The sequence below is a fragment of the Pandoraea eparura genome (assembly GCF_902459725.1).
In the GTDB taxonomy this organism is placed as follows: Bacteria; Pseudomonadota; Gammaproteobacteria; order Burkholderiales; family Burkholderiaceae; genus Pandoraea; species Pandoraea eparura.
Genome location: NZ_CABPSH010000004.1, coordinates 170,368 through 195,637 on the forward strand (window position 1 = coordinate 170,368; position 25,270 = coordinate 195,637).

Here is a 25,270-nt window from a genome sequence, read left to right on the forward strand (position 1 = left end):
GCAATGGAGCGTCGATCATGGCCGCCCACAAATGGCAGTTCACTGCCCGATTCCGACGCCATGCCTTTGGCTGGCGCTCGGACACACCAATCACACGTATCAAGGAAGCGCTTGCCGAAATCAAGCAGGTCGGCCGCAAGGACCCCGTCCTGGCAGCAGAGGGCGCGATCACTCTGCTGGAAAAACTGTCGCCGGCACTGGAACAGGTTGACAGTTCATCGGGCGCTTTGGGCTCAGCGGTCAACAAAGCCATTGAGACCCTGGTGTCGATTATCGCCAAGGCGGATGTTGAGCCGCACATCCGCCAGTGCTGGCTGGGACGTTTATGGCGGGCGCTCCAGGCCGATGACATGCCCTACATCGAAACGTTGGGCGATTATTGGGGGGAACTGTGCGTGAGGCCGGAACTGGCATCGACCTGGGCCGATGAATTGATGCCGGAGGTCGAACGGGTGTGGAGCCCCCAGAGCGCCGGTCATGGCTATTTCAACGGAACCGGTGCCTGCTTTGCCTCGCTGTATACGGCAGGACGGTATGAAGACATATTGTCCCTGTTGGAGAAGGCGCGCTTCCGGTGGTGGCATGACCGGCGCTGGGGGGTGAAAGCCTTGGCGGCGATGGGGCAGAAGGCCGAAGCGATTCGCTATGCCGAAACCTCACGGGGGGACAACGATCCAGGCTGGCAAATTGCGCAGGCTTGCGAGGAGATTCTTCTGTCCTCTGGTCTTGCTGAGGAAGCATACCGCCGCTACGCGAGGGAAGCCAACCAGAGCACGACCCACCTTGCCACGTTTCGCGCCATTGCCAGAAAGTATCCGCATAAGCCGCAGGAAGCGATCCTGCGCGACCTCGTTGCCAGCACGCCTGGCGCGGAGGGCAAATGGTTTGCCGCTGCCAAGGGGGCGGGGATGTTCGAGGTGGCGACCGAGCTGGCCGCTCGAAGCCCAACCGACCCACGGACATTGATCCGCGCCGCTCGTGATTTTGCCGAGAAGCAGCCCAACTTTGCGTTGGCATCCGGGCTCGCTGCACTGCATTGGATATCGCTCGGCCACGGCTATGAGATCGCGGGTAGGGAGGTGCTCGATGCTTATGCTGCCGTGCTGCACGCCGCCGCGGCGGCGGGCGTTTCCACTGACCCTGTCAAGACGCAGATTCGGGAGATGAGCGCGCACGCCACAAACCCGCTCATGAAAACGATCTTGGCCCATCATTTGTCGGGCTGATCGGTATCGCCTGTTGAGGTAACCCGCACGTCTCGCAACGCCCCCTTGGGTGCGGTGACGGGGAACGCACTGAAGAGGGACGAGTGCTCGATGTGAACACGGGCCTGGCGTCTCTCGCGATGGGGGTGAGCGCGGCGCCGCAACATGAAGCGGACGAGTAAGCCGTGGCCCAAATCGACGCGAAGCACGCCGTTATCGCACTCGCCGCGCTTGCATCAGTATTTGGCGAAGGACCCCGCCGGCGTGCCTTGGGAAACCTATCACACGCTGAGGAGCATTCCCGTCTTTGGGGCGAGTGGTCAGACCGTAACTGTCTTCGGTTTGCACCTGACCGACTTCTTCGGCGCACACGTCTCGGCACCCTGGCAGCAATTCTCCGTCAGGAAGTCGATGAGAAGATTCATGCGGTCAATCGCAGGTGCGTAGTAGATGAAGCGCCCCTCCTGTCGTGACGTGACAAGGCCGGAGTGGGTCAATTCCTTCAGGTGGAAGGACAACGTAGCGCTCGCGAGACCGAGCGCTTCCTGAATAACGCCAACGCTGAGCCCTTCCGGCGCGGCTGTGACGAGCAGGCGAAAAACCGCAAGGCGGGTAGGCTGCGCCAAGGCGGCTAGCGCTTTGACGGCGTCGTTTTCCTTCATGATGCTGGGCCGCAATGGTGAAGCGGCTATTCTAAGCCTATCGGGATCGCTGTGGCGCGTGAGAGGCGGTTCGCGGCCCGCACCGACGGCATCCCATCGCCTCATCTCGTGAACGTGGTGTTCATCCAGCCCTGTGACCTACTGTTCGAACGACACTTGCCGGGCATTTATATTTCGATTATATTGGAAATATCGATTTAATTTGACGATGCCCAACGAGCGGAGAATTTTCGTGACCGAACAACGCAAATACAACGTCCTCTTCCTTTGCACGCACAACTCAGCGCGCTCGATTCTCGCAGAGGCCGCGTTGAACGCGCTGGCCGGTGACAGATTTGTTGCCTACAGTGCCGGCAGCCATCCTGGGAAGGCGCCTAACCCGCACGGTATCGAGTTGCTGCGCTCGCAGAACATTTCCGTTGAAGGGCTGCGCAGCAAGAGCTGGGACGAGTTTGCCGTCGATGGAGCACCGCGCATCGACTTCATCTTTACCGTTTGTGATGACGCGGCTGGTGAGGTCTGTCCGATTTGGCCGGGTCATCCGGCCAAGGCGCACTGGGGCGTGCCCGACCCGTCGCAGGTCGAGGGTAGCGACGAGGAAATGCGCCGGGCTTTCCTGAAGACCTTCGTGCAGCTCAAGAAGCGCATCGAACTGTTCACGAGCCTGTCGCTCGACAAGCTCGACGGTATGGCGGTTCAGAAGGCGCTGCAGAATATCGGCACGTCGTTGCGCGAAAGAGGGGAGTAACGATGCCGGACAGTCAAACCGTCAGTACGCCGTCGGAGAAGCCTGCGGGGGGTATTGGGTGCTTTGAGCGATACCTATCCGTGTGGGTCGCCCTGTGTATCGTTGTCGGCATCGGGCTAGGCAAATCGATGCCCGGGGCCGTGCAGTTGATTTCCGCACTCGAGGTTGCTCATGTCAACCTGCCGGTGGGTATCCTCATCTGGGTGATAATTGTTCCGATGCTCCTGCGAATCGACTTCGCTTCGCTGGGTCAGGTTCGCAGCCAGGTCAAGGGCATTGGCGTCACGCTCGTCATCAACTGGGCAGTCAAGCCGTTCACGATGGCTTTTCTCGCCTGGGTGTTCGTGCGACACGTTTTCGCGTCGATGTTGCCGGCTGAGCAGTTGGACAGCTACGTTGCCGGGCTGATTCTTCTGGCGGCCGCACCGTGCACTGCCATGGTATTTGTCTGGAGCCAACTGACAAAGGGTGACCCGTATTTCACGCTCTCGCAGGTCGCACTGAATGATGTGATCATGGTCTTCGCGTTTGCACCCATTGTCGGGTTGCTGCCTCGAACTTCTTCGAGCTGGCCGTGGCAACGGCAATCAGTCTGTTCGGCCTGAAGTCCGTGCGGCGTTGGCGACCGTCGTTGGGGTGCTGATTGAGGTGCCGCTTATGCTCGCCGTTGTGAAGGTGGTGAACACTTCCCGGCGGTGGTATCAACGTCAATCGTAACGTTACCTAAGCAGGCCGCGAAATTGCGGCCTGTTTCATTTGAGGAGGAGCTCACGCGGGTATGCGAGAACCGGTGCGAGCGGAAAAGAAAAAGCCCCAACTGAGATCAGTTGGGGCTTCAATATTGGTGGAGCCGGCGGGGATCGAACCCGCGTCCGCAAGTACTCTACGATCAGTTCTACATACTTAGTTCAGTCATTTGATTTAACCGTTTTGTCGCGGACGAACACGCTACGCAACAGCGATCCACTTGATTTTAGGCCCCGGCGCCGTGGCACCACCGGAGATTATCTGACGTAAATGACCTCGCTTGGTATTGCTACCCTAACCCGTCAGAGAGCTAGTGCGAGGCAGGCGCCCTTAGGCAGCCAGTGCGTACGAGTTATCGTTTGCAGTTACTTAATTTCCCATTGATTAACGAGGTGACGGGTCCTCGGTATGCCCTGATTCGCTTCGCTACCCACGTCGAAACCATGTCGGCCCCTGTGGTAACGATGATTATGACACAAATGGCCTACTTAAGTTCAAAGTCCACCCGCGTCGTCGCCCCCTTGTCCTTGATGCCGTCCGCGCTCAGCTTCGGCGCCACCACGAACAGCCGATCCGACGCGATCTTGCCGTCCAGCCAGGACCGCACGCGCTGTGCCCGCCGATCCGCCAGCGCCCGCAGATCGTCCTCGCCCACCTTGACGTTCGTCTCCATGAGCTTTTCCATCTCGTCATCCGGCAGCGATTTCGCAAACCCGATCATGTTGCGCGGCTTGGCAAAGTCGGCCGCCTTGTAAGCGGCCGTCAAGTACTTGCTGCGCTCCTCCGGACTCACCTTCACACTGTCCACGTCGATGCTCTCGCCCTTGCCGACCATCGCCTTGACCTTCTGTGCCTTGATCGCGCGCTCCACCGCCACCTTGCGCAGACCGTCGGTATCCTTCGTCGGATCGACCCGGCCCTCGATATCGAGCTTCAACGCCGTGCGATCCGTCAGCGCCTTCACCAGCGTCTCCAGCCGCTTCTCGCTCTCAGGCGTCAGACGCGCGCTGCCCGGCGCGAATTCCACGTAGCCCAGCTCCTGGTCGCCGCCGCCAAATGCCGACGCCAGCAAACTGAACGGCGCTGTCACCGCCTTGACGATCAGATTCACGAACGCCCGGAAAATGACCCCGCCAAGGCTGAACTGCGGATCGTCGAGCGAGCCGGAAATCGGGATGTTCACATCGATCTCGCCGCGCGAATTCTTCAGCAACGACACCGCCAGACGCACCGGAAGATTGGTGGCCGTCGGACTGTCCACATGATCACCGAACGTCAACTGGTCGATGAAGATGTGATTGTTCGCCGTCAACTTCGCCTGATCGAGCAGATAGTGCACGTCAACCGTGAGCTTGCCCTTTTCAATGGGATAGCCCGCGTACTTCGTCGAGTAGGGCGTGAGATTGGTCAGCTCGATACCGTCGGCCTTGGCACTCAGATCCACGAACGCCATCGGCGCGAGCGGATTGATCTTGCCGTTGATGCCGATCGGCGCATTGCGATTGACCTTGCCTTGCAGCGCCACATCGGCCGGCTCGGTCGTCGCCGTACCAAATGCGCCAATGTGCCCGCCGATATCCGTCAGGTTGGCCGTGTAGTTCGGCTTGACGAAGTTGTCCGTAAAGTTGACGTTGCCGCCCTGCAGCGTGATGCGCCCGATGCGCACGTCCGCAGGCAGCGCCTTGCCGGCGCCGTAGCCCGGGCCGCGCTGCGCCGTCGTCTCGCCAGGCGTCTGCACCGGCTTCTCGGCGGGCGTCGGCTGACCGGCCTCCACGGCGGATGCCGCCGCATCGAGCGGTGGCTTGGCGGTCGATCCCCCGAGCGGCACGCCTTCATTGGCTCGTGTCAGTGAACGCGGTGCCGTCTCCTTGTTGCCGACCACATCCGCCAGATTCAAGCGCCCATTCGCGTTGATGATCAGGCGCGCGTAGAAGCGCGACAGCGCAATGCTGCCCAACTGGATGTTCGGCTTGCCGCTTCCCACCGCCAGATTGATCTGCTGTACCGCCAACGCGCTCCAGCGCATGAAGTCGTCTGTCGTCACCTTGTCGAGCAGACGTACGTTGCCCAGCGTGGCGTCGCCGCGATAGCTTGCCTGCGGGGTGTCGCCCTTCATCGCGAACGTGGCCCGGCCGTTGCTGGAGAGCAGTGCGCTCGCGATGCTCGCGTTCAGTTGGTCGCTGATGTATGAGTCGAACGCGGCCAGATCGAGCTGCTGCGTCTTGATCTGGAGATCGGCCGCCAGCGGCTGCGGCGTGACGTGGCCCGTGGCGTTGAGCGATCCCTTCTTGTTGAGTGTGCCGCTGATGTCCAACTGCAACGGCTTGCTCATGTCCTGAGACGCCCCCTGCACCTTGACGTTGAGCGGCGCGAAGGTCGCGTTGATCGGACGGCCTTTGACGTCTCGATCTTCAAAACCGATGCTCGCGTTTTCCAGCGCCACCTTGCCGACACGCCATTGCCAGCCACTGGCGCTCGCCTGCGCGCTCGATGATGCAGACTTGGCGGACGTGGCCGACGTGCGTCGGCCACGCTCTGTGCCGACGCGTGCCTTGGCGCCTTTGCCTTGGCTGGCAGCCGCTTTCGGCTGGCCGTCGCCGGTCAGGGCAAGCAAGTTGATCTTGCCGTCCTTGTCGCGGCGTGCCGACACCTGCAGCCCGCTGACGGTGACCTCGTCGACCACGGCTTGCCGTGCCCCGAGATCGAAGTGCGAGAGTTTGGCCTCCGCCTTGGCCAGCTTGACCGGCGCGTCGCCCTTGTGGCCCGTGAGCCACTCGATCTTCTCGAGCGTGGCCGTGGCCGGTGCAATCTGAACGTTGGGCTGCTTGTCCGGCGCAAATGCCGCACTGAACTTGGCCTGGGCGCCGAGCGTCCCGCTCTTCAGGTCGCCCGCGAGCGCGCGTTGGGCGAAGGGCAGCAGGGCGGCGAGCGCAATTGACTGGGCCTCGAGTTCGCCGCTTGCGTTGTATGCGGGCAGGCTGAACTGACCGTGCGCCTTGAGCGAACCGCCGCTCTGGATGTTCAGCGATGCGTCATACGTCGCCGGGTCCTTGCCGAGCGTTGAGAACTGTTTTACGCCGATCTGGATGTTTTCCAGCGCGAGGCTCGCCGGTTTGGCGCCGCGCTCGTCGGTCAAAAGCACCTTGCTGTTGACGAGCGAGACGTCGCCGACCAACAGGTCGAGTGGCGCGGGTTGCGCGGCGGCCAATGCCTTCGCCTGGGCCGCTTCGGCCGCCGACGCCGGCGACGCGGGGCGCGCCGTCTGCTCGGCCGGAACCTTCGGTGCCGCCTTGGCCGCTTCACTCGCTTGCGGCGACGCCGCCGCCTGATCGACGGCCTTGCCCACCGCCTTGATGACCTGGCGCTGCGGCAGCAGCGCCTTTGCGACGTTGATCGAGCCGTCTTTCTCCAGCGTGATGTGCGGGTCGAGACCGTCGATCCGTACGCTATCGATGTGATAGACGTTGCCCAGCGGTTCGACCTTGCCCAACGTCATGTCGACCTGCTTGACCGCGACAAGCGGCGAGCCGTCCGGCTCGTTGACCACGGCATCGGACAATCCCGCCGTGCCCGTGAGCCGCACATGATCGCCGTCCTTGTCGCGGGTGAAGTGCAGCTTCAGATCGGTACTGATGGCACCGCTCTTGATCTGCGCCGGCACCGTGACCGGCGAATAGCCGAGGTACTTGGTCAGATCGAACCGGTCGAGCTTGATGTCGACCGTCGATTCCAGCGAATCGGCGAACGGCTTGGTCTGGCCCGAAAGACGCACCGGCGAGCCGTCGACGGACGCCTGCAGCAGCGGCTGTACGAAGATGTCGGTGTCGGCCGGCAAATTCGCGATAAACGGCACACCGACCTGCAAATGGTCGATGACGTGCTTTTCGTTCTGCACGGCGTCGTCGAAACGCACCGTACCGTTCTTGATCTGAACGTTATTCAGTGCAAATCGTGCGGGCTTCGATGGCTCGGGCGATGGCGGCCCCGACGTGGCGCGATCGATGATGTCCGAGAAATTGAAGCGTTGCGGCGCCGTGCGCACGATGTTGACCACCGGCGTGTCGACGTAAAGCTCGTCGACGACCGGCGCAAAGCGGAACAGCGAGCTCCACGAGGCGTTCACGCGCAGCATGCCCACGTCCACGAACGGCTGCCCCGGCGTCTTGTCGCCGATGTGAACCTGATGCAGGTCCAGGCGCAGCGTGTACGGGTTGAAGCTGACGTCGCCCACGCTCACCGGTCGTTCCAAATAGGCCGAGAGCTTTTCGATGGCGTAATGCTTGACCACGGCCGGGACGGTGAAATAGCCGAAGACGCCGAATACGGCGATCACGCAGGCGGTCCACAGGCTGGTCTTGCGCGCACGACGGCGCACGTCGGGGTCACGTCCGAGCGCACGGGCGCGAACGAGACCTTGTTGCAGACGAGTGCCGTCTGCGGACGATGCCGGCGATTCTGAGGGCGGTTTGCGATCGTTCGCTTGCTCGGCCATGCGGTCTCCCGTAAGTCGCCAGTGAAGCACACGCCGCGCCACTGGTGCGCGGCGGGACAGACCCGGGAGCGGCCACGGTGGCTCGATCCCGGCAGGGCAATGACCCGGCCGTTCAGGCCGGCGACATCACCAGCGGGGCGATCGCTCCCGCGCGTTCGACGACGGCGTCCGCCTGCCACTCGGCAGGGGCCAGCGAGTCGCCGCAATAACCATAGGCCGCGGCGACCGTCGCCATGCCTGCTGCCTTGCCGGCCTGAATGTCGCGCAGGTCGTCGCCGACGTACACGATATGTCCGGGGGCGATGCCGATGCACTCGGCGGCATACAGCAGCGGCGCGGGGTGCGGCTTGCTGTGCGGGGTCGTGTCACCCGACACCACGCACGCGGCACCGTCGGCGAGTCCGAGCAACTTTACGAGCGGATGCGTCAGGCGGGTGGCCTTGTTGGTCACGATGCCCCACGGCATGCCACGCGCGGCCAAGGCATCGAGCAGCGCGGGAATTCCTTCGAACAGACGACTCTGTACGCACAAGGCGGCTTCGTAATTGGCGAGGAACGCGTCGCGCAGGGCAGGGAACGCGGCATCCTCGGGGGCGACGCCGAAGGCGCTGCCGATCAACCCGCGAGCGCCGTGCGACGCCTGCAGGCGCAGCGTCTCATAGGGCCCCGGCGGCAGGCCGCGGTCGGTCCTTACCTTGTTGACGGCGGCGACAAGGTCGAGCGCCGTGTCGGCCAGCGTGCCGTCCAGATCGAACAGGACGGCACGAACGTTGCCGTGCAGTAGTTGCGACGCAGTGCCGAAGGGCGTGGCGAGGTCACGCGCGAGGGGCTCGAACATATCAGGCATCGCGGGTGCACGCGATCATGTAGTTGACGTCGGTGTCGCGGTTGATCGCATAACGCTTGCTCAACGGGTTGTACGTCATGCCGCGAAGATCGCGCACCGTCAGGCCGCTGGCGCGGGCGAACGACGCCAGTTCCGAGGGACGGATGAACTTGGCGTAATCGTGGGTGCCGCGCGGCAGCATGCGCAGCACGTATTCGGCGCCGACCACGGCCAGCAGCCAGGCCTTCGGATTGCGGTTGAGCGTCGAAAAGAACACGTGACCGCCCGGTTTGACGAGCGTTGCGCAGGCCGCCACCACGGATGCCGGCGACGGCACATGTTCCAGCATCTCCATGCAGGTCACCACGTCGTACGTTCCCGCATCGCGCGCGGCGAGCGCCTCGGCGGAAATCTCCTCGTAGTCGATGGACAGCCCGGCTTCGAGACTATGCAGATCGGCCACGCCGAGCGCCTTTTTCGACAGGTCGATCCCCTTGACGTGCGCGCCCTGGCGAGCCATCGACTCGGAGAGGATGCCGCCGCCGCAACCAATGTCCAGCACACGCTTGCCCTGGAGCGGCACATGTTGCTCGATCCAGTCGAGGCGCAACGGGTTGATCTCGTGCAGCGGCTTGAATTCGCTGTGCGGATCCCACCAACGGTGGGCCAATTCACTGAATTTATTGAGTTCTTGCGGGTCGGCGTTCATCACTTGCTCATGGACATGGACGGCTGGGGGCAGGCAGAATGCCGCGCGCCAGCGCGTGCCTGGGGACCGGGCTTGACCGGCGGGCGCCGTCGAGATGAAGCAAGTATAACGAAGGGAGTGTGCCCATGTCCAAAGCGCGAGGCGTGGCGCGGTCCCGCGGCCGACGCATTGCGAGGCATCCGGCGGTAAAACGCCGGTTTGGACATGGTGTCAACGATCTCTGACGTGCGCATGGCGCAAACGTGGCAGTCCGCTGTCACGGACATGGCAATGCCTTGTTCGGGCAGGGAAACCGCCGACTGCGAGCGCTGCGCAGATGCGACACACTCGGGGCACGTCCCGCCGCGTGACGGGGACGACTTCGTGTTTGTCGCCGGGGTAGACGGCATGGGGCGGCCATCGCCACCGCGACAACCCCTCGGCCGTTCTGGATCGGATTCCTCAGGGAAACGCCATGACGCACCCCTCGGCGCAAGACAACGCTGGCGCCACGCCCGTCCACTCGCCCCGCCCGGGGCCGCCGCGCCCCTGGCGCTGGCTCGCGCTGGCCGCGCTGGTCATTGTCGCGCTGCTGCTCTGGCGCTGGGCCGCGCATCGCGCCCCGCCGCCCGCCCCGCCCCTTCCTTCTGTCGCCGTCGTCTCAACCGTCGTCACGGCGGCCGATCTGCCGCGCTACGCGACAGGCATCGGCACCGTGCAGGCGACGACGTCGGTCACCGTACGTGCGCGGGTCGACGGGCAGATCGAGGGCGTTGGGTTAGTGAATATTGGGGGCGTTCAGAAGCCGGCCATCCGTATCCAGCTCGACCCGGACAAAGTCGCAGCGCTGGGGCTCGATTTGGAGACGGTGCGCGGCGCGCTGGCCGGCGCCACCGTCAATGCCCCGAAGGGCAGTTTCGACGGACCGCGCCAAAGCGTGACGGTCTACGACAATGGCCAACTGCTCGACCCCGTGCACTGGAACGACGTGATTGTTGCCTATCGCAGTGGGGCGCCCATCCGGGTCCGCGATCTGGGGCAAGCGGTGGCCGGGCCGGAGAATGCGCGGTTTGCGGGCTGGGCGTTTCGTGGGGCCGCCATGCCGCAGAGCGAGTCGCTCAAGAGCGGTCGCTCGGTGTTTCTCGCGGTGACCAAGCAACCGGGGGCGAACGTCATTGCCACGGCCGAGCGCGATCATGGGCTTTCGCCGCAGGAGTCGATCTATCAGGCGTGTCTGCTGCGGTTCCGTCCGATCATGATGACGAGGATGTGCGCGCCGCTCGCGGGGTTGCCGTTGATGCTCGGCAAGGGCGCGGGCTCGGAGTTGCGGCGGCCGCTCGGGTACGCGATGGTCGGCGGGTTGTTGCTGTCGCAGGCGCTTACGTTGTTTACGACCCCCGTCATCTATCTCTATCTCGACCGGGCAAGTCTCTGGTTCCGTGAGCGCAAAGCCCGTCGTGCGGCAGGGCAAGCGGGATCGCAGGACTGAACGTGGCGTGAGGCCAGGGGTGAAGATTCCGGGCCTCACGCCAAAGCATCAAAGCATCAAAGCGCCAACGTCGCTATGCCTATGCGGCGGCCGGCAAGTCTGCCAGGACGCCATGCGGATCGTGATACACGAGACCCAGCGCGTCGGCCACGCCACGGTTGGTTACCCTACCGCGCGCGACATTGAGTCCCGCCAGCAGGTGCGGATCCGCGCGCATGGCGGCGACTGGGCCGTGATCGGCCAATTGCAGAATGAACGGCAGCGTCACGTTGTTGAGCGCGAACGTCGAGGTGCGCGGCACCCCGCCCGGCATATTGGCAACGCAATAATGCACGACCCCCTCAACGACGTACACCGGATCGGCATGCGTCGTCGCGTGTGACGTCTCGCAACAACCGCCCTGATCGATCGCGACGTCGACGATGACCGCCCCCTTGCGCATGAGGCCGAGCATCGCGCGGGTGATGAGTTTCGGCGCAGCGGCCCCCGGGATCAGAACGCCACCGATGACGAGATCGGCGTCGCGCAGGTGCGTTTCAATCGCGTGTTGCGTGGAATAGACCGTCTGGACGCGGCCACCAAACTGCGCGCTGATGCGGCGCAGCGCGTCGACCGATTTGTCGATGACCGTCACCTGCGCGCCGATGCCGACGGCCACGGTCGCGGCATTGGTACCAACGACGCCACCCCCCAGGATCACGACCTTGCCCGCTTCCACCCCCGGCACACCGGAGAGCAGCAGTCCCAGTCCACCATGCGTCTTTTCGAGCGCGGTGGCCCCGGCCTGGATCGACATGCGTCCGGCTACCTCGGACATGGGCGCGAGCAACGGCAGCCCACCATTCGCGGACGTCACCGTCTCATACGCAATGCACGTGGCGCCGCTCTTGATGAGGTCTCGGGTCTGGTCGGGATCGGGCGCGAGATGAAGATACGTAAAGAGCGTGTGATGAGGCTGAAGCCGGGCGCGTTCGACGGCCTGCGGCTCCTTGACCTTGACAATCAGTTCGGCGCGCTCGAACACATCGACCGCGGTGGCAGCGATGCGCGCACCGGCGGCGGCGTAGACCGTATCGTCCATGCCAATGCCACACCCGGCCTGGGTTTCGATCCACACTTCGTGCCCTCGCGCGACGACTTCGCGCACTGCGGCGGGCGTCATGCCGACGCGGTATTCGTGGTTCTTGATCTCCTTCGGTACACCGATTTTCATGATGCGTCTCCTTTTTTATGATGTGACAGCAAAAAGTGACGAGCAGCGCATGGCAACGTTGCGGCAGCGCCAATCAAAACGGCACCCGAAGGTGCCGTTTGGAGGGTCAGGCGAAGGCCGGTTGGGCCTGCGCATCGGGCGCGCCGCTGTAGCGCGCCACTGACAGATCGTCGGCCAGAATTGCCGGCCGCCGCCCGGACATCAGGTCGGCCAGCAGCTGGCCTGATCCGCACGACATCGTCCAGCCCAGCGTGCCGTGTCCCGTGTTCAGGAACAGATTGCGCAGCGCGGTGGCGCCGACGATCGGCGTGCCGTCGGGGGTCATCGGGCGCAGCCCCGTCCAGAACGAGGCCTCGGCCGTGTTGCCGGCGCCCGGATACAGGTCGTTCACGACCATTTCCAGTGTGGCGCGGCGTGCCGGGTTGAGCGTCTTGTCGTAGCCGACGACTTCGGCCATGCCGCCGACGCGAATGCGGTCGTCGAAACGAGTGACGGCAATCTTGTAGGTCTCGTCGAGCACCGTCGACACCGGCGCGCGCGACGCGTCGACGATGGGAACCGTAATCGAATAGCCCTTGAGCGGATACACCGGAATGTCGACGATGCCGCGCAGGAACGGCGTGGTGTACGAGCCGAGCGCGACCACGTACGCGTCGGCGCGTTGCACCGTGCCCGCGCAGACTACGCCGTCGATCTTGTCGCCGGCGACGTTCAGTCCGTCGATCGGCATGTCGTAGCGGAATTTCACGCCAAGGGCTTCGGCCATTGCTGCCAGACGCGTCGTGAACAACTGGCAGTCGCCGGTTTCGTCGTTCGGCAGGCGCAGACCGCCGGTGAGCTTGTGCGAGACGGCAGCCAATGCGGGTTCCGCGCTGGCGAGTGCCTGGCTGTCGAGCAGCTCGAACGGCACACCGGCCTCTTCGAGCACCGCCATGTCGCGCGCAGCATTCGCCAGTTGCTCGTCGGTACGGAACAGTTGCAGCGTGCCCGCCTGACGGCCTTCATAAGGAATGCCAGTCTCGGCCCGCAACGCACGGAAACAATCGCGGCTGTACTCGGCGATGCGCACCATGCGTTCTTTATTGACCGCATAACGCTCGGGCGTGCAATTGCGCAGCATCTGGTAGAGCCACTTGAGCTGTGTGAGCGTGCCGTCCGGACGGATGGCCAGCGGGGCGTGCTTCTGGAACAACCACTTGATGGCCTTCGTTGGAATGCCCGGCGCTGCCCACGGCGAGGCGTAGCCCGGTGAAATCTGGCCGGCGTTGCCGAAGCTGGTCTCGAGTGCCGGACCGGCCTGGCGATCGAGCACCGTGACGTCGTGCCCGGCCTTCGCCAGGTAATAGGCGCTGGTGACGCCAATGACGCCGCTACCGAGAACGATGACCTTCATTGCGTTGACTCCTGTAAAACCATGTTTATCCAGTAATAATTGGCATACTATTATCTGATTAGTAGGTTTAGTTAATGTATATAGTCAGAATTCAGGAATAAATCATGAGAGTTCAGCAGCAATCGATCCGAACGCTGGATCGGCTCGACCGGCGCATCCTCGCGCTGCTTCAGCAGGACGGGCGGATGTCCATGAAAGACCTCGCGGAGCAGGTGGGCCTGTCGATTACGCCATGCATCGAACGCGTGAAGCGCATGGAGCGCGACGGCGTGATCATGGGCTACTTCGCCCGGGTGAATCCGGCCGCGCTTGGCGCCGCATTGCTGGTATTCGTCGAGATCACACTCGATCACAAGTCCGGCAACATGTTCGATCAGTTCCGGCGGGAAGTGCTGCGAATTCCGGAGGTGATGGAGTGCCATCTCATCTCGGGCGATTTCGATTACCTGATCAAGGCGCGTATTCGGGAGATGTCCGAATACCGGAAGTTGCTCGGCGACATCCTGCTGCAATTGCCGGGGGCGGTGCAGTCCAAGAGCTACGTCGTGATGGAGGAGATCAAGGAGACGCTCACCATCCACGTCGAGGAATGAGCGGGGCGCCAGAAGGCGTCAACGCGCGCAAGAGAACGCAAATGGCGTTAGGGTGGCGAATGTCGTCTTAAAAGAGCGGCAACTGCGGGTCGGCGGCGCATGCCGCGTCGCCGGGGCGTTGCCCGGTGGTCCCGGTCGACAACCGCTGTGCGACGTTTTGTTGTCCGCTGGCGCCGGCAGCCGCACCGGCAGCAGTGGCAGGCGCCGGAACGTTGAATTGATCGTTACGCAAGGGCGGTCTCGCCTGATTGAGTCCCAATTTGCGCGCCGCCAGATGAAAGCGCTGACGGATCAATTCCGCGTGCAAACCGGTGCCGCGCATGCGGGTGCCGAATTCGGAACTGTTGTGTTTGCCGTCACGCACCTGCTCGATCAGGCTCATGACGTGGCGTGCCCGCAACGGATAATGCGCTTCGAGCCATGCGACGAATATGTCGTGCACTTCGCGCGGCAGTCGTAGCATCACGTAGCCCGCGTACGTCGCGCCGGCTTGCGCTGCGGTCGTCAACACGCGTTCGATGTCGAAATCGGTGAGCGCCGGCACGATGGGCGCCACGATCACCCCGGTGGGGATGCCCGCCGCCGTCAGCTTGCGGATGGCTTCGATACGACGCGCGGGTGTGTTGGCGCGCGGCTCCATCTTGCGGGCGATGTCCGCATCGAGGGTTCCCACAGAGATGAATACGCGGGCCAGGCCGCGCTGCGCCATTCGCGACAGGATGTCGATGTCGCGTGTGACCAGCGCGGATTTCGTTGTAATGCCGACCGGATGGCCGAATCGCTCGAGCACTTCGAGCACGCTTCGCGTGATGCGGTATTCGCGTTCGATGGGCTGATACGGGTCGGTGTTTGCGCCGAGCGCCAGCAGCGCGGGCTGATAGCCGCGCTTGCGCAACTCGGCCTCGAGCCGCTCGGCGGCATTGTGCTTCGCGTAAAGGCGGGTTTCGAAGTCGAGTCCCGGGGATAGCCCGAGATAGGCGTGTGTGGGACGCGCAAAACAATAGGCGCAGCCATGCTCGCATCCCCGATAAGGGTTGAGCGAGCGGTCGAAGGGAATGTCCGCCGATTGATTGCGCGAGAGGATCGTCCGTACGTTTTCCAGCGCGACTTGCGTGACGAATTTGACCTCGCATTCTTGGGCGGCGTCCGATTCATGGCGCGTCTCGTCGCTTTCGCGGCGGTGCTCGGAAAAGCGCGATTCGAGATTGGCGGTGGCGCCTCGTCCCTTGCGCGACGGGGGCGGCGCGAATGAGGAAGCCATGGCTCGTCTCCTTGATGGCAGTCCGGGGCGCGAAGGCAGGGCGATCGCGAGGAATGCTTGTCATTATACTGTGTTTTTATACAGTATTCGAGGAGGCAAGCATGGCAACGATCGGACAGACGGCCACGGCCAATCCGCCCGGGTGGGCAGCGTCGTGCGGTGGCGCGGGGTGGGAACGCTGGATGGCCTTAGGCGTCGCGTTCTGGGGCGGTTGGCGGCAAATACGGAGCGATGGCGCGCGCGATGGCGTCGAGTGCGGCGCTGTCGGCGTTCGGGCGTTGCCGGGCGAGGTGAATCGCCCGAAGCGTCAGGAGCGAATACAGCGTCGCGTGATTGCCGCCCATCGAGGCAAGGGCTTCCGTGTGGCGGGTGACGATGCCTGCGTCGCCCCGCGACACCGGGCCGGCGAGTGCACCGGCGAGCCCGCGCTCGCGGGCCGCGGTGAGGGTTCCCATGACCAGCGGCCACATGGCGTCTTGGGCGTCGGCTTCGGGCATGCCGATGGCTTGCCAGAGCTGGGTGGCTTCGTCGAGCAGGCACAGCAGGAAACTGGCGGCGTAGTTGGCGCCGGCGTGATAGCGCATCCGTTCGCCCGCCGGGATCGACAGCGCACGGCAACCGATGGCGGTGGCGAGACCGTGGAGTGCCTCGCTCAGCGGCGCGTCGGCTTCGATGGTGATGGCGCTGCCCGACAGGCGTATCGCGTCATCTTCGAGGCCGGCAAACAGAAACAACGGATGGAAGCCGCCAATTTGTGCTCCTTGCCGGGCGGCGGCCTCGAGCAGGGCAACCTCGGACGCACCGCTGCAATGCACCAGCGCCTGGCCCGCGCGCGGGGACAAATGCGCGGCACACTCGGCAATAGCGTCATCCGGAACACTCAGGAAGACAAGGTCTGCGCGGGAGAACACCGCGTTCATGTCCTCCGGGCGCTCGATCGGCAGGGCCTCGCACGTGGGCAGGGCCGACGCGACGCGTTGCGCCACGTCGAGGCGCCGGCTTGCGATCGCAGTCACGTCATACCCCGAGCGTGCCGCCGCGACGGCGAGCGCGCGAGCGACCCGGCCGGCACCGATGAAGCCCAGTGTCGGCCGGCGGGGAGTGGCGGGAGGGCGTGTCGTCATGCTGGCGCGTTACTGCGACAGGCGATTCGGCGTGTCGTGCGTTTCGAAATAGGTCTGGAACGCCACGGCGAGACCGACCATCAACAACATCGCGCCGACGAACAGCGACAAACTCACGATGATGACGGCGATCCACCCCGAGCGCGACTTGCGCTGGGTGTCGGCGTTGAACTGGGCATCCCAGCGTTCGTCGGGGCGAAGTCCGTAGACGATCGCTGCCAGGAATGCGGAGAAGAGCGAGATGCCGCCGAGAATCGTGAGGCCCCATCCCGCGGGCGATTGCAAATCGCTCGTGACAAGCAGCCCCCAGCCTGCCACGCCGCAGGCCGATCCAACGATATGGGCCCATCCGAAGCGGTCGCGCGGACCATACAGATAGAAACGATGCAGGCCCAGCGTGCCGAACAGCATGGCCAGGCCTGCGGTCAGGGTCTTGGATTTATAGGCGACGGCGTTCATTGGGAGGGATTATCGGGCAGGCGTTTCGCGAATGACTTCGACCAGCGTCCAGCGCATGTTCGACGCGTCGGCGGGCGGGTTGGCGATGGGTTCGCCGTGGATTTTCACGCGGTATTCTACGCCGGGCTTCCATGCGAAGCCATCGATGTGGGCGTACCAGAGTTCCCACGGGGCTTTACCGGAATCGTCGGCATTGCGCACGCGCAGGCACTTTCGCTGCGCAACGCCCACGCAATCCGCCATTTGCGAATCGACGTCGAGGATACGGTCTTCCGTCCTGGCGGCGCTGGTGGTGCCCGTAGTCCCCATGGAGCCTGCCGTGCCAGCGACAGGATGATCGAGCAGCGTTTGCGACGCGTAGGTCAGGGTTTCACCGTTCGGGGTGCGCAAGACCAACTGTGTGTCGCGGCGTTCGAAACGCGTAACGCGGGGAAGCGTCTTCAGGTAGCGATCTTCGAAGGCCATCGAGTCCGGGCAGGCCATGCGCGTGGCGGCTGGCGCCTGAAGACTGACCTGGCCCTTGGCCGGGCCCACCGTGTATTGACCGAAGATCCGGTTGCATCCCCCTGTGCCGGCGAACGCCCCCATGTCGTTGAAGGTCAGGTTGATGGCGCGCCCTTCCGGCAGGCTCGGCAGGTCATTGACACCTTCCCACTTCATCAGTTGCCAGGTGCCGAGAATGTCGGCGGGGGCGGTGGTGGCCGCTGGCGTGCCGGGCGACGCCGACGACGGACCTGCGCCGCCGCCCGACGGCGCGGCGCAGCCGGCCAGCAAGGCCGCCGGCACGAGCAGCGTTGCCATATAAGTTGCAAACGAGGCGGGCAGGAACGAGAGTCGGCGTTGGGTCATGATCTTGTCTTGGCGTAGTTGCCGAACGTACCGGGAGGGCACGCGCAGCGAAAGTGTTGCAACGCGCGGCGGCGAACGCCGTGCGCAGCCCTGAGTCCATGAAGAATTGACCGGCGAGCGGTCGGCGCAGTTCCTCTCGTCGTCATTGCCGTGAGAAGTCCGAGTCGGGGGCGAAGCCTACGGTATCGCGCACGTCACGCGCGACGGCTCGAGCGTAGTGTCGTACACGACGCCTTGTGCCCGGCTGCCGACGAAGAGCGTGCCTTTCGCGCCGAGCGTCACGCCGAGGGCGCCGGGCACCCGATCGGAGAAAACCTCGACATGCAAGCCAAGCGGCAGCGCGAGACGCTCAATGCGAGGGGCGCCGCGCGCGGCGGTGAGCCACGGGGTCAACGCCCGTGCGCCACTGAGAAACCATCTGGCGTGACGTGCAAGCGTTACGAAGCGGATGGCTCGCGCGGCGATGTGCGCGGACCATCGCGGCCGAATGAGGCGTTGCCACCCATCGGGAAATCGTCGCATGTCGGAGTCGCTTCACGCAAAGGATGGGTGCATTGTAGACCAGTGTCTGCCGTCGCCAACATGGCGGTCTCGGCCTCCCAATTCGGGCGTGGCTTGGCGGGGTGTCGCCGGTGTCAGGGGAAGTGTTTGTTTTGACGGGGGTTTTGCGCTATAATGTCGCGTTTTCTGTCCGAACACTTCTGGATTCACAAGGATTTATTATGGTCGTTATCCGCCTGGCTCGCGGCGGCGCGAAGAAGCGCCCGTTTTACAACATCGTTGCAACCGACTCGCGTAACCGCCGCGATGGCCGCTTCATCGAGCGTATTGGCTTCTACAACCCGGTCGCTGTCGAAGGCACGGAAGGTCTGCGTATTGCTCAAGACCGTCTGACGTACTGGCAAGGCGTTGGCGCACAACTGTCGCCGACCGTGGCTCGTCTGATCAAGCAAGGCGCCAAGGCTGCTGCCTAAGCGCTTCGGCTGGTCGAGCTATCAGCATTGCCGTCGGTTTGCCGATGGCATGAGAATTGAACGGCGGTGCCTGCTCCCGAGCCATCGGAAGCGGTCATCGCCGTGTGTTCGTCACAACGTTGGATTGGCATGGTTCGTTCCGCTCGACCCGCACGTGAGCGGGTACCGCTGAAAATCGGTGCTGAGGCGCGCCGCGCCGCCGGCATGCGCGCCGAGCAGGTGCTTGCTCCGGTGACCGAAGTGCCCGACGATCTCGTCGAGCTGGGTTACATCGGCGACGCCTATGGGATTCGCGGCTGGATCAAGGTGCAGCCGCACACGGGCGAGGGCGAAGGGCTCTTGTCTGCCGATCGCTGGTATTTTCGTCGTCCCGGTGAGTCGGCCTACACCCAGGCCAATGTGCTGCACAGTCGAGGGCATTCCGGTACCGTCGTTGCGCAGTTGCGCGGCAGCGAAAACCGGTCGGCTGCCGAGGCGCTCAAGGGGCTTCAGGTCTGGGTGCCGCGCAGTGCGTTCCCGAGCGCGGGGGAAGACGAGTTTTACTGGGTCGACCTCATTGGCGCCCAGGTCACGAATCTGCAGGACGAATCGCTTGGCAAGGTTGTCGGGTTGCTCGACAACGGTGTGCACACCGTGTTGCGTGTCGCATACGAGGTGCCTGCCGTCGACGATAAGCCGGCGAAGACCGCTGAGCGTCTGGTCCCGTTCGTTGCCCAGTATGTGCAGACCGTCGATGTCGAGGCGGGGCGTATTGTGGTTGACTGGGGTCTCGACTACTGAGATATCGATTGATCGCCCGGCCGTTGTCGCGTCCGGGCACCTCTGGACGGAACCGGTTTGATGCAGTTTGACGTTGTGACGCTCTTTCCCGAGATGTTTCGGGCACTGACCGACTGGGGCGTCACCAGCCGGGCGCTCAAGCAGTCGCGCTACGGCCTGCGGTTTTGGAATCCTCGTGATTTCACACATAACAACTACCGCACGATCGACGATCGACCGTACGGTGGCGGCCCGGGCATGGTCATGCTTGCCAAGCCGCTCGAAGACGCCATCGGCGCGGCGAAGGCTGCGCAGGCGCAAGCCGGTGTATCGCGCGGACGCGTGTTGTTGATGTCGCCGCAAGGCAAGCCGCTGACGCATCGCCGTGTGGTGCAGCTGCGTGAACAGGCGCAGGGATTGATTCTGCTCTGCGGCCGCTACGAAGCGATCGATCAGCGTTTGATCGATCGCGTGGTGGACGAAGAGGTCAGTGTGGGCGATTTCGTGCTGTCCGGGGGGGAGTTGCCCGCCATGGCATTGATGGACTCGCTGATCCGGCTGCTACCCGGCGCACTGAACGATGAACAGTCGGCCGAGCAGGACAGTTTCGTCAACGGACTGCTGGATTGTCCGCACTACACGCGCCCTGAAGAATACGAAGGGGTGCGGGTGCCTGACGTGTTGTTGGGCGGGCATCACGCCGAGATTGAAAAGTGGCGGCGCCGCGAGGCGTTGACCAATACCTGGCGCAAGCGCCCCGATCTGATCGAGAGCGCACGCGCCAACGGATTGCTCAGTCGTGCCGATGAGGCGTGGCTGGCAAGCCTGCGGGCCGATACGTCGGCCCAGTAGGCGGCGGGTGTCGTCATGGGGACGACATTCGGTTAGCACCCATCCTCTGTCGGGGCCGGCATGCCGGTATATAACGCCGATACGATGGCACAAGGAGTGGTAAATGAATCTGATCGCCAAGATCGAGCAAGAAGAAATCGCGCGTCTGACCGCGAACAAGACGATTCCCGAATTCGCCCCGGGCGATACCGTGATCGTCAACGTGAACGTGGTGGAAGGTACGCGCAAGCGCGTTCAGGCATACGAAGGCGTCGTGATCGCCAAGCGTAACCGTGGCCTGAACTCGGCGTTCATCGTGCGCAAGATTTCGTCGGGTGAAGGCGTTGAGCGTACGTTCCAGACGTACTCGCCGCTGATCGCCAGCATCGAAGTCAAGCGTCGTGGTGACGTGCGTCGCGCCAAGCTGTACTACCTGCGCGAGCGTTCGGGCAAGTCGGCACGTATCAAGGAAAAGCTCACGTTCAAGAGCAAGACCGCTGCTGCCGAGTAAATCGGACGCCGCTACGCCTGGCGACCTCGTGGCCGGGCGCAGCCAAAGCCGTATGGAAAAAAGCACCCTTCGGGGTGCTTTTTTCGTTGTGCTGTCTTTCATCGATCGGGATGCTGCGGCGTGCCATCGCCTGTGGAATGCCGAGAATTGCCACGCGATTGGCATTTTCTTTGCGCGTACGCGTTTTTAGCTTCCTCGCTAAAATAGCGAAGTTCCCCACTCAGCAAAGGTCTCCGTGGCGCCACCTCTCATCCTGCATCCTGAAGCGTTACCCATCGTCTCGACGGGCGAGGGGGAGCCTGCAGTGCCGGCAGAGCGACTAACGCCCGCAGCGTTGCGAGACCGACTGGCCAGTCCGCCGATCTGGACGCCCGAGGCGGGGGCGATCGAACTCGCGCCGCCTGCGCAATTCACGCCGCGCGCGGCGGCCGTGCTCGTGCCGTTGGTGATGCGCGCGTATGGCACCACTGTGTTGCTGACCCAGCGAACACAGCATCTGAGCACGCACGCCGGACAAGTGAGTTTTCCTGGCGGCAGTCGCGAGCCCGACGATCCGACGCCGATCGCCACCGCCTTGCGTGAGTCGCGCGAGGAAATCGGGCTCGATTCCGGCGCGGTAGAAGTGATTGGCCGCTTGCCCGACTACGTCACCGGCACTGGCTTTCGTGTTGCGCCGGTCGTGGGCCTGGTCAAGCCGCCATTCGATCTCATGGCCGACGCCGGCGAAGTCGACGAGATATTCGAGGTGCCGCTGGATTTCCTGATGAACCCCGCGCATCACCAGATCCGTGTCTTCCACTATCCGGTGGGCGAGCGCCGGTTTTACGCGATGCCCTATCCGAAGCCCGCGGGCGGCGAGTATTTCATTTGGGGGGCAACGGCCGGCATGCTGCGTAATTTCTATCAATTGCTGCGGGCCTGACGCGAGCGCTTTATCGTTTTTGCAAATTGTCTGCTCGAAGCGTGAAGTGAGTGCGTCGTGCAGGCGTCTGGGCCGGGCATTTGCGAGAAGCTGTGCTATCGTTACACCATTCCGTCTGGTGATCTGAACGCACGCATGACATTCTTTTCGGTACTCCTCGCGCTGATCCTCGAGCAGGTGCGTGCCCTCTCCACGCAAAACCCGATCTACAACCTGATTCGCTCCCACGCGACCCATACTTCGCAATCCTTCGATGCCGGACTTCCGCGTCACGGCGTGCTGGCATGGCTGGTCGTGGTGCTGCCGTTCGTGCTGGCCGTTGGCGTCATCTATTACCTGCTCATGCGGGTCAACATTTTTCTGGGCTTCGCCTGGAACGTGCTCATCGTCTACCTGACGATGGGATTCCGGCAGTTCAGCCACTACTTCACGGACATTCACGTTGCCCTGAACAACGATAACGTGAACGAAGCGCGCGACATCCTGCATCAATGGATCGGTATCGACACGGTCGACATGCCGGTGGACGAAATTGTGCGCCACACGCTCGTGCATGCGGTCGTCGCCTCACACCGCCACGTTTTCGGGGTGTTCTTCTGGTTCCTGATGCCGGTGGGTCCCGCAGGGGCGGTGTTGTACCGTCTTGCCGAATATCTGTCGCGTCGCTGGACGGAACCCGCACCCGATCGAAGCCCGGCCTTCGGTGCCTTCGCGCGCAAGGTGTTCTATGTGATCGACTGGGTGCCGGCACGTTTGACGGCCATCGGTTTCGCCATCGTGGGCAACTTCGAAGACGCCATTTATGCCTGGCGTCACTATGCCAAGCAGTGGCCGAACGAGAACGAAGGCATCTTGCTGGCCGCGGGCAGCGGTGCGCTGGGCGCGCGATTGACGGGGCCGCTGGCGGAAGTCTCGAGCGTCGATGCGCTGAGTCAGGGCGACGACGCGGTGCTGCCGGTCGGCAGCGAATGCACGCCTCGCACGCTTCAGGCGGCTGTGGGTCTGGTGTGGCGTGCGGTCCTGCTGTGGATGCTCCTGTTGCTGCTGCTGACCCTCGCCGTGTGGTTGGGCTGATGCTTCAGGCGAGTGCATCCGTGACGCGCCTCGGATGCGCCAACAGCGTTCGGTGAAAACAAAAATGCCGCTTCGATGAGAGGATCGAAGCGGCATTTTTTACTGCGTTTCGCAGATCCTTGCTATGGCCGATTATCGCTAGGCAGGTGCCGCGATGCTCGCAGGCTCGACCGGCCGGCATTGCTGTAGACGCGGCGTTTTGCGTGACCGATTCGCTCCGACTGGCGCCTCAGTAGGGAACCTGCTGCTCCGATTCGTGAACGAGTTGGGCGTAGAGCGTATGGCGCTGTTGCGAGATGCTTCCCTCGGCCACGGCCTCAAGAATGGCGCAACCCGGTTCCTTCAGGTGGTGGCAATTGTAGAACCGGCACCCGCTGAGTCGCGGACGGAATTCGGGGAACGCGCGCTCCAGCGCCCCCTCCTTGAGGTGATGCAGGCCAAACTCCTGGAACCCGGGCGAATCGATGAGCAGTCCACCTTCGGGCAAATGGAAGATGCGGGTGAAGGTCGTCGTGTGCTTGCCCGAGTTCAACACCGTGGAGATTTCGCGCGTGGCGGCGTCGGCGTCGGGGACGAGCAGGTTCACCAGGCTGGATTTGCCCATGCCCGACTGCCCGAGCAGCAACGAGGCTTGATGGGCCAGACGCGGCAACAACAGCGCCTTCGCCCCTTCCGGATCGGCACGCACGGAAAGCTCCACCACGTCGTAGCCCAACGCGCGATACGGCGCCAGACGCTCGCGTGCAGCGGGTAAGGCCGCAGTGACATCGGTCTTGTTGAGCACGATCAACGGGCGCAGCGCGTTGGCTTCCGACGCGACGAGTGCCCGCCCCAGCAAATCCTCGCTGAAGTACGGCTCGGTCCCTAACATGATGACCAACTGGTCGATGTTGGCGGCGAAGAGCTTGCTCTTGAACTGGTCCGAGCGATAGAGCAGGTTGCGGCGCGGCAGGATCTCTTCGATGACCCCCTGATCGCCGGTACGCGCCCAGGACACTTCGTCGCCGACGGCGATTTCGCTTTTCTTGCCGCGCGGAAAGCACAGCACCGTTTCGCCATCGTCCGCTTCCACGACATAGTGACGACCGTGTGCTGCCGTGACGCGGCCGTGACGCCGATCCTGAGCGGTCGTCTCGACCGGCACGGCCTTGCCCTTGAGGCTGCGCTTCATGCGTGCCCCAGCAAACGGTCGATGCGCTGGGAGGCCGGCGGATGCGAATAGTAGAACGCGGTGTAGACCGGATCGGGCGTGAGCGTCGAGGCGTTGTCCTGGTAGAGCTTGACGAGCGCGTTGACCAGATCGCTGGCTTGCGTCTGACTGGCGGCGAAGGCGTCGGCCTCGAACTCGTGCTTGCGCGACGTCAGGCTGCCCAGCGGGCTGGCAAAGAAGCCGAATACCGGCAGCACCAGGAAGAACAGCACCAGCGCCAATGCGTTGTTGCTGCCGGTCAACGACGGCATCACGCCGAGGTCGGTGTAGAACCACGTGCGGCCGATCAGCCACCCGAGCAGGGCAAGGAAGGCCAGCGACAGCACGAAGGCGACGACCAGACGCTTCATGATGTGGCGACGTTTGAAGTGCCCCAGTTCGTGGGCCAGTACGGCTTCGATCTCAGCGGGCGAGAGCCGCTCGATAAGCGTATCGAAGAACACGATGCGCTTGGTGCGGCCGAAGCCGCTGAAATAGGCGTTGCCGTGGGCAGATCGCTTCGAGCCGTCCATCACGAACAAGCCGCGCGCCGCAAAGCCGCAGCGCTGCATCAGTCCCTCGATGCGCTGCGCCAGCGATGCATCCGCGAGCGGCTCGAATTTGTTGAACATCGGCGCGATGACGTGCGGGAAGATGAACTGCACGAACAGATTGAAACCGACCCAGACGACCCAGGCGTACAGCCACCACAGCGGCCCCGCGCGCTCCATCAACCACAGCACGACGAAGAGCAGCGGCAGTCCGAGCACCACGCCGATGGCGGTGGCCTTGATCATATCGACGATAAACAGCCCGAGCGACATGCGGTTGAAGCCGAAACGCTGTTCGATCACGAATTGCCGCACGTAAGTGAAGGGCAGGTCGACGAGACCGGAAATCAGCAGCACGGCCGCGATCAAAGCGATCTGGCCCAGATAGCCTTCGCCGAGCCACTCGGTCACGCCAATATGCAGCAGGTTCAGCCCGCCCAACAGCGTGAAAGCGACGAGCAGCACCGCCTGGGCAAAGATCTCGGCCATGCCCAGACGGGTGCGGGCGATCGTGTAATCGGCCGCGCGCTGATGGTCGGTCAGTGTGATCGTGTCGGCGAATCGCTCGGGAACGGCCGCCCGATGGGCGACCACATGGCGGACCTGACGGGCGGCCAGCCAGAGCTTGGTCAAGACCATCGCCAGCAGGAAGATCACGAAGAGGTAAGTGAGCATGCGCTTGAGGAGAATCCGAAGTATGCGAGAATTAT

23 protein-coding genes, 1 other RNA gene and 1 pseudogene are annotated in these 25,270 nt (G+C 63.4%); 11 read left to right on the plus strand and 14 right to left on the minus strand.

The genetic code is table 11. The features are described 5' to 3' along the window. Positions 1 to 17: 17 nt before the first annotated feature. A complete protein-coding gene (locus tag PEP31012_RS11430; RefSeq protein WP_150589464.1) occupies positions 18 to 1,226 on the plus strand; it encodes a hypothetical protein in 1,209 nt (402 codons plus the stop codon). A 299-nt stretch (positions 1,227 to 1,525) separates the two neighbouring features. On the opposite strand, the gene PEP31012_RS11435 is transcribed toward PEP31012_RS11430, so the two are convergent. Next, the gene (locus tag PEP31012_RS11435; protein WP_150589465.1) at positions 1,526 to 1,867 is read right to left on the minus strand and encodes an ArsR/SmtB family transcription factor; all 342 of its coding nucleotides are present in this window, start codon (positions 1,865 to 1,867) and stop codon (positions 1,526 to 1,528) included. Positions 1,868 to 2,099: 232 nt separating this feature from the next. On the opposite strand from PEP31012_RS11435, the gene PEP31012_RS11440 reads away from it, so the two are divergent. Next, the gene (locus PEP31012_RS11440) at positions 2,100 to 2,615 is read left to right on the plus strand and encodes an arsenate reductase ArsC (protein WP_150589466.1); all 516 of its coding nucleotides are present in this window, start codon (positions 2,100 to 2,102) and stop codon (positions 2,613 to 2,615) included. A 2-nt stretch (positions 2,616 to 2,617) separates the two neighbouring features. Further along, positions 2,618 to 3,193, plus strand: a pseudogene (locus PEP31012_RS11445) (arsenic resistance protein); the annotation flags it as partial. 264 nt (positions 3,194 to 3,457) lie between these two features. Here the strand turns inward: PEP31012_RS11445 and ssrA are convergent. The 4 genes from ssrA to ubiG form a co-directional block, all read right to left on the minus strand. After that, positions 3,458 to 3,816: a transfer-messenger RNA gene (gene ssrA / locus PEP31012_RS11450) on the minus strand. 30 nt (positions 3,817 to 3,846) lie between these two features. Then, positions 3,847 to 7,854: a DUF748 domain-containing protein gene (locus tag PEP31012_RS11455; RefSeq protein ID WP_150589467.1), complete on the minus strand. Its 4,008-nt coding sequence runs from the start codon at positions 7,852 to 7,854 to the stop codon at positions 3,847 to 3,849. A gap of 112 nt (positions 7,855 to 7,966) precedes the next feature. After that, positions 7,967 to 8,692, minus strand: coding sequence for an HAD-IA family hydrolase (locus PEP31012_RS11460; protein ID WP_150589468.1), 726 nt, complete (start codon positions 8,690 to 8,692; stop codon positions 7,967 to 7,969). A gap of 1 nt (position 8,693) precedes the next feature. After that, on the minus strand, positions 8,694 to 9,392 hold the full coding sequence (ubiG, locus tag PEP31012_RS11465) for a bifunctional 2-polyprenyl-6-hydroxyphenol methylase/3-demethylubiquinol 3-O-methyltransferase UbiG (RefSeq protein WP_026132131.1): 699 nt from the start codon (positions 9,390 to 9,392) through the stop codon (positions 8,694 to 8,696). 451 nt (positions 9,393 to 9,843) lie between these two features. Between ubiG and PEP31012_RS24150 the strand changes: the two genes are divergently transcribed. After that, positions 9,844 to 10,857: an efflux RND transporter permease subunit gene (locus tag PEP31012_RS24150; RefSeq protein WP_150589469.1), complete on the plus strand. Its 1,014-nt coding sequence runs from the start codon at positions 9,844 to 9,846 to the stop codon at positions 10,855 to 10,857. Between the two features lie 79 nt (positions 10,858 to 10,936). Here the strand turns inward: PEP31012_RS24150 and ald are convergent, their stop codons facing one another. Together ald and PEP31012_RS11480 are read right to left on the minus strand one after the other, a co-directional pair. Then, positions 10,937 to 12,070, minus strand: coding sequence for an alanine dehydrogenase (ald, locus tag PEP31012_RS11475; protein WP_150589470.1), 1,134 nt, complete (start codon positions 12,068 to 12,070; stop codon positions 10,937 to 10,939). 106 nt (positions 12,071 to 12,176) lie between these two features. Further along, positions 12,177 to 13,463, minus strand: coding sequence for a D-amino acid dehydrogenase (locus PEP31012_RS11480; protein WP_150589471.1), 1,287 nt, complete (start codon positions 13,461 to 13,463; stop codon positions 12,177 to 12,179). Positions 13,464 to 13,567: 104 nt separating this feature from the next. Here PEP31012_RS11480 and PEP31012_RS11485 point away from each other — a divergent pair, with 104 nt between their 5' ends. After that, positions 13,568 to 14,056: an Lrp/AsnC ligand binding domain-containing protein gene (locus PEP31012_RS11485; RefSeq protein ID WP_150589472.1), complete on the plus strand. Its 489-nt coding sequence runs from the start codon at positions 13,568 to 13,570 to the stop codon at positions 14,054 to 14,056. Positions 14,057 to 14,123: 67 nt separating this feature from the next. Here the strand turns inward: PEP31012_RS11485 and PEP31012_RS11490 are convergent, their stop codons facing one another. The 5 genes from PEP31012_RS11490 to PEP31012_RS11510 all read right to left on the minus strand — a co-directional run bounded on the left by PEP31012_RS11490 (position 14,124) and on the right by PEP31012_RS11510 (position 18,142). Beyond that, positions 14,124 to 15,317 carry a PA0069 family radical SAM protein gene (locus PEP31012_RS11490; protein WP_246171253.1) on the minus strand — a complete coding sequence of 398 codons (1,194 nt, stop codon included), beginning with the start codon at positions 15,315 to 15,317 and terminating at the stop codon, positions 14,124 to 14,126. Positions 15,318 to 15,505: 188 nt separating this feature from the next. Further along, a complete protein-coding gene (locus PEP31012_RS11495; protein WP_150589473.1) occupies positions 15,506 to 16,441 on the minus strand; it encodes a Rossmann-like and DUF2520 domain-containing protein in 936 nt (311 codons plus the stop codon). A gap of 9 nt (positions 16,442 to 16,450) precedes the next feature. Further along, a complete protein-coding gene (locus tag PEP31012_RS11500) occupies positions 16,451 to 16,900 on the minus strand; it encodes a TM2 domain-containing protein (RefSeq protein ID WP_150589474.1) in 450 nt (149 codons plus the stop codon). A 9-nt stretch (positions 16,901 to 16,909) separates the two neighbouring features. Continuing rightward, complete coding sequence (locus tag PEP31012_RS11505; RefSeq protein WP_150589475.1) at positions 16,910 to 17,749, minus strand: META and DUF4377 domain-containing protein; 840 nt, start codon at positions 17,747 to 17,749, stop codon at positions 16,910 to 16,912. Positions 17,750 to 17,926: 177 nt separating this feature from the next. Next, the gene (locus tag PEP31012_RS11510) at positions 17,927 to 18,142 is read right to left on the minus strand and encodes a hypothetical protein (protein WP_150589476.1); all 216 of its coding nucleotides are present in this window, start codon (positions 18,140 to 18,142) and stop codon (positions 17,927 to 17,929) included. Between the two features lie 329 nt (positions 18,143 to 18,471). Here PEP31012_RS11510 and rpsP point away from each other — a divergent pair, with 329 nt between their 5' ends. The 6 genes from rpsP to PEP31012_RS11540 all read left to right on the plus strand — a co-directional run bounded on the left by rpsP (position 18,472) and on the right by PEP31012_RS11540 (position 22,820). Next, positions 18,472 to 18,723, plus strand: a complete 252-nt coding sequence (gene rpsP / locus PEP31012_RS11515; RefSeq protein WP_150589477.1) for a 30S ribosomal protein S16 — start codon at positions 18,472 to 18,474, stop codon at positions 18,721 to 18,723. Between the two features lie 129 nt (positions 18,724 to 18,852). After that, positions 18,853 to 19,503 (plus strand): ribosome maturation factor RimM, encoded by a 651-nt coding sequence (gene rimM / locus PEP31012_RS11520; protein ID WP_246171254.1) that lies wholly within the window; start codon positions 18,853 to 18,855, stop codon positions 19,501 to 19,503. Between the two features lie 60 nt (positions 19,504 to 19,563). Continuing rightward, positions 19,564 to 20,334, plus strand: a complete 771-nt coding sequence (trmD, locus tag PEP31012_RS11525; protein ID WP_150589478.1) for a tRNA (guanosine(37)-N1)-methyltransferase TrmD — start codon at positions 19,564 to 19,566, stop codon at positions 20,332 to 20,334. A gap of 103 nt (positions 20,335 to 20,437) precedes the next feature. Then, entirely contained in the window at positions 20,438 to 20,824 is a 387-nt protein-coding gene (gene rplS / locus PEP31012_RS11530) for a 50S ribosomal protein L19 (protein ID WP_150589479.1), read from the plus strand. A 235-nt stretch (positions 20,825 to 21,059) separates the two neighbouring features. Continuing rightward, positions 21,060 to 21,746: a CoA pyrophosphatase gene (locus PEP31012_RS11535; protein ID WP_246171255.1), complete on the plus strand. Its 687-nt coding sequence runs from the start codon at positions 21,060 to 21,062 to the stop codon at positions 21,744 to 21,746. A gap of 135 nt (positions 21,747 to 21,881) precedes the next feature. After that, positions 21,882 to 22,820, plus strand: coding sequence for a CobD/CbiB family protein (locus tag PEP31012_RS11540; protein WP_150589480.1), 939 nt, complete (start codon positions 21,882 to 21,884; stop codon positions 22,818 to 22,820). 229 nt (positions 22,821 to 23,049) lie between these two features. Here the strand turns inward: PEP31012_RS11540 and rsgA are convergent, their stop codons facing one another. Both rsgA and PEP31012_RS11550 read right to left on the minus strand, forming a co-directional pair. After that, positions 23,050 to 23,991, minus strand: coding sequence for a ribosome small subunit-dependent GTPase A (rsgA, locus tag PEP31012_RS11545; RefSeq protein WP_150589481.1), 942 nt, complete (start codon positions 23,989 to 23,991; stop codon positions 23,050 to 23,052). Beyond that, complete coding sequence (locus tag PEP31012_RS11550; protein WP_150589482.1) at positions 23,988 to 25,235, minus strand: M48 family metallopeptidase; 1,248 nt, start codon at positions 25,233 to 25,235, stop codon at positions 23,988 to 23,990. Before PEP31012_RS11550 ends, rsgA begins: the two co-directional genes overlap by 4 nt. Between the last annotated feature and the right edge of the window lie 35 nt (positions 25,236 to 25,270).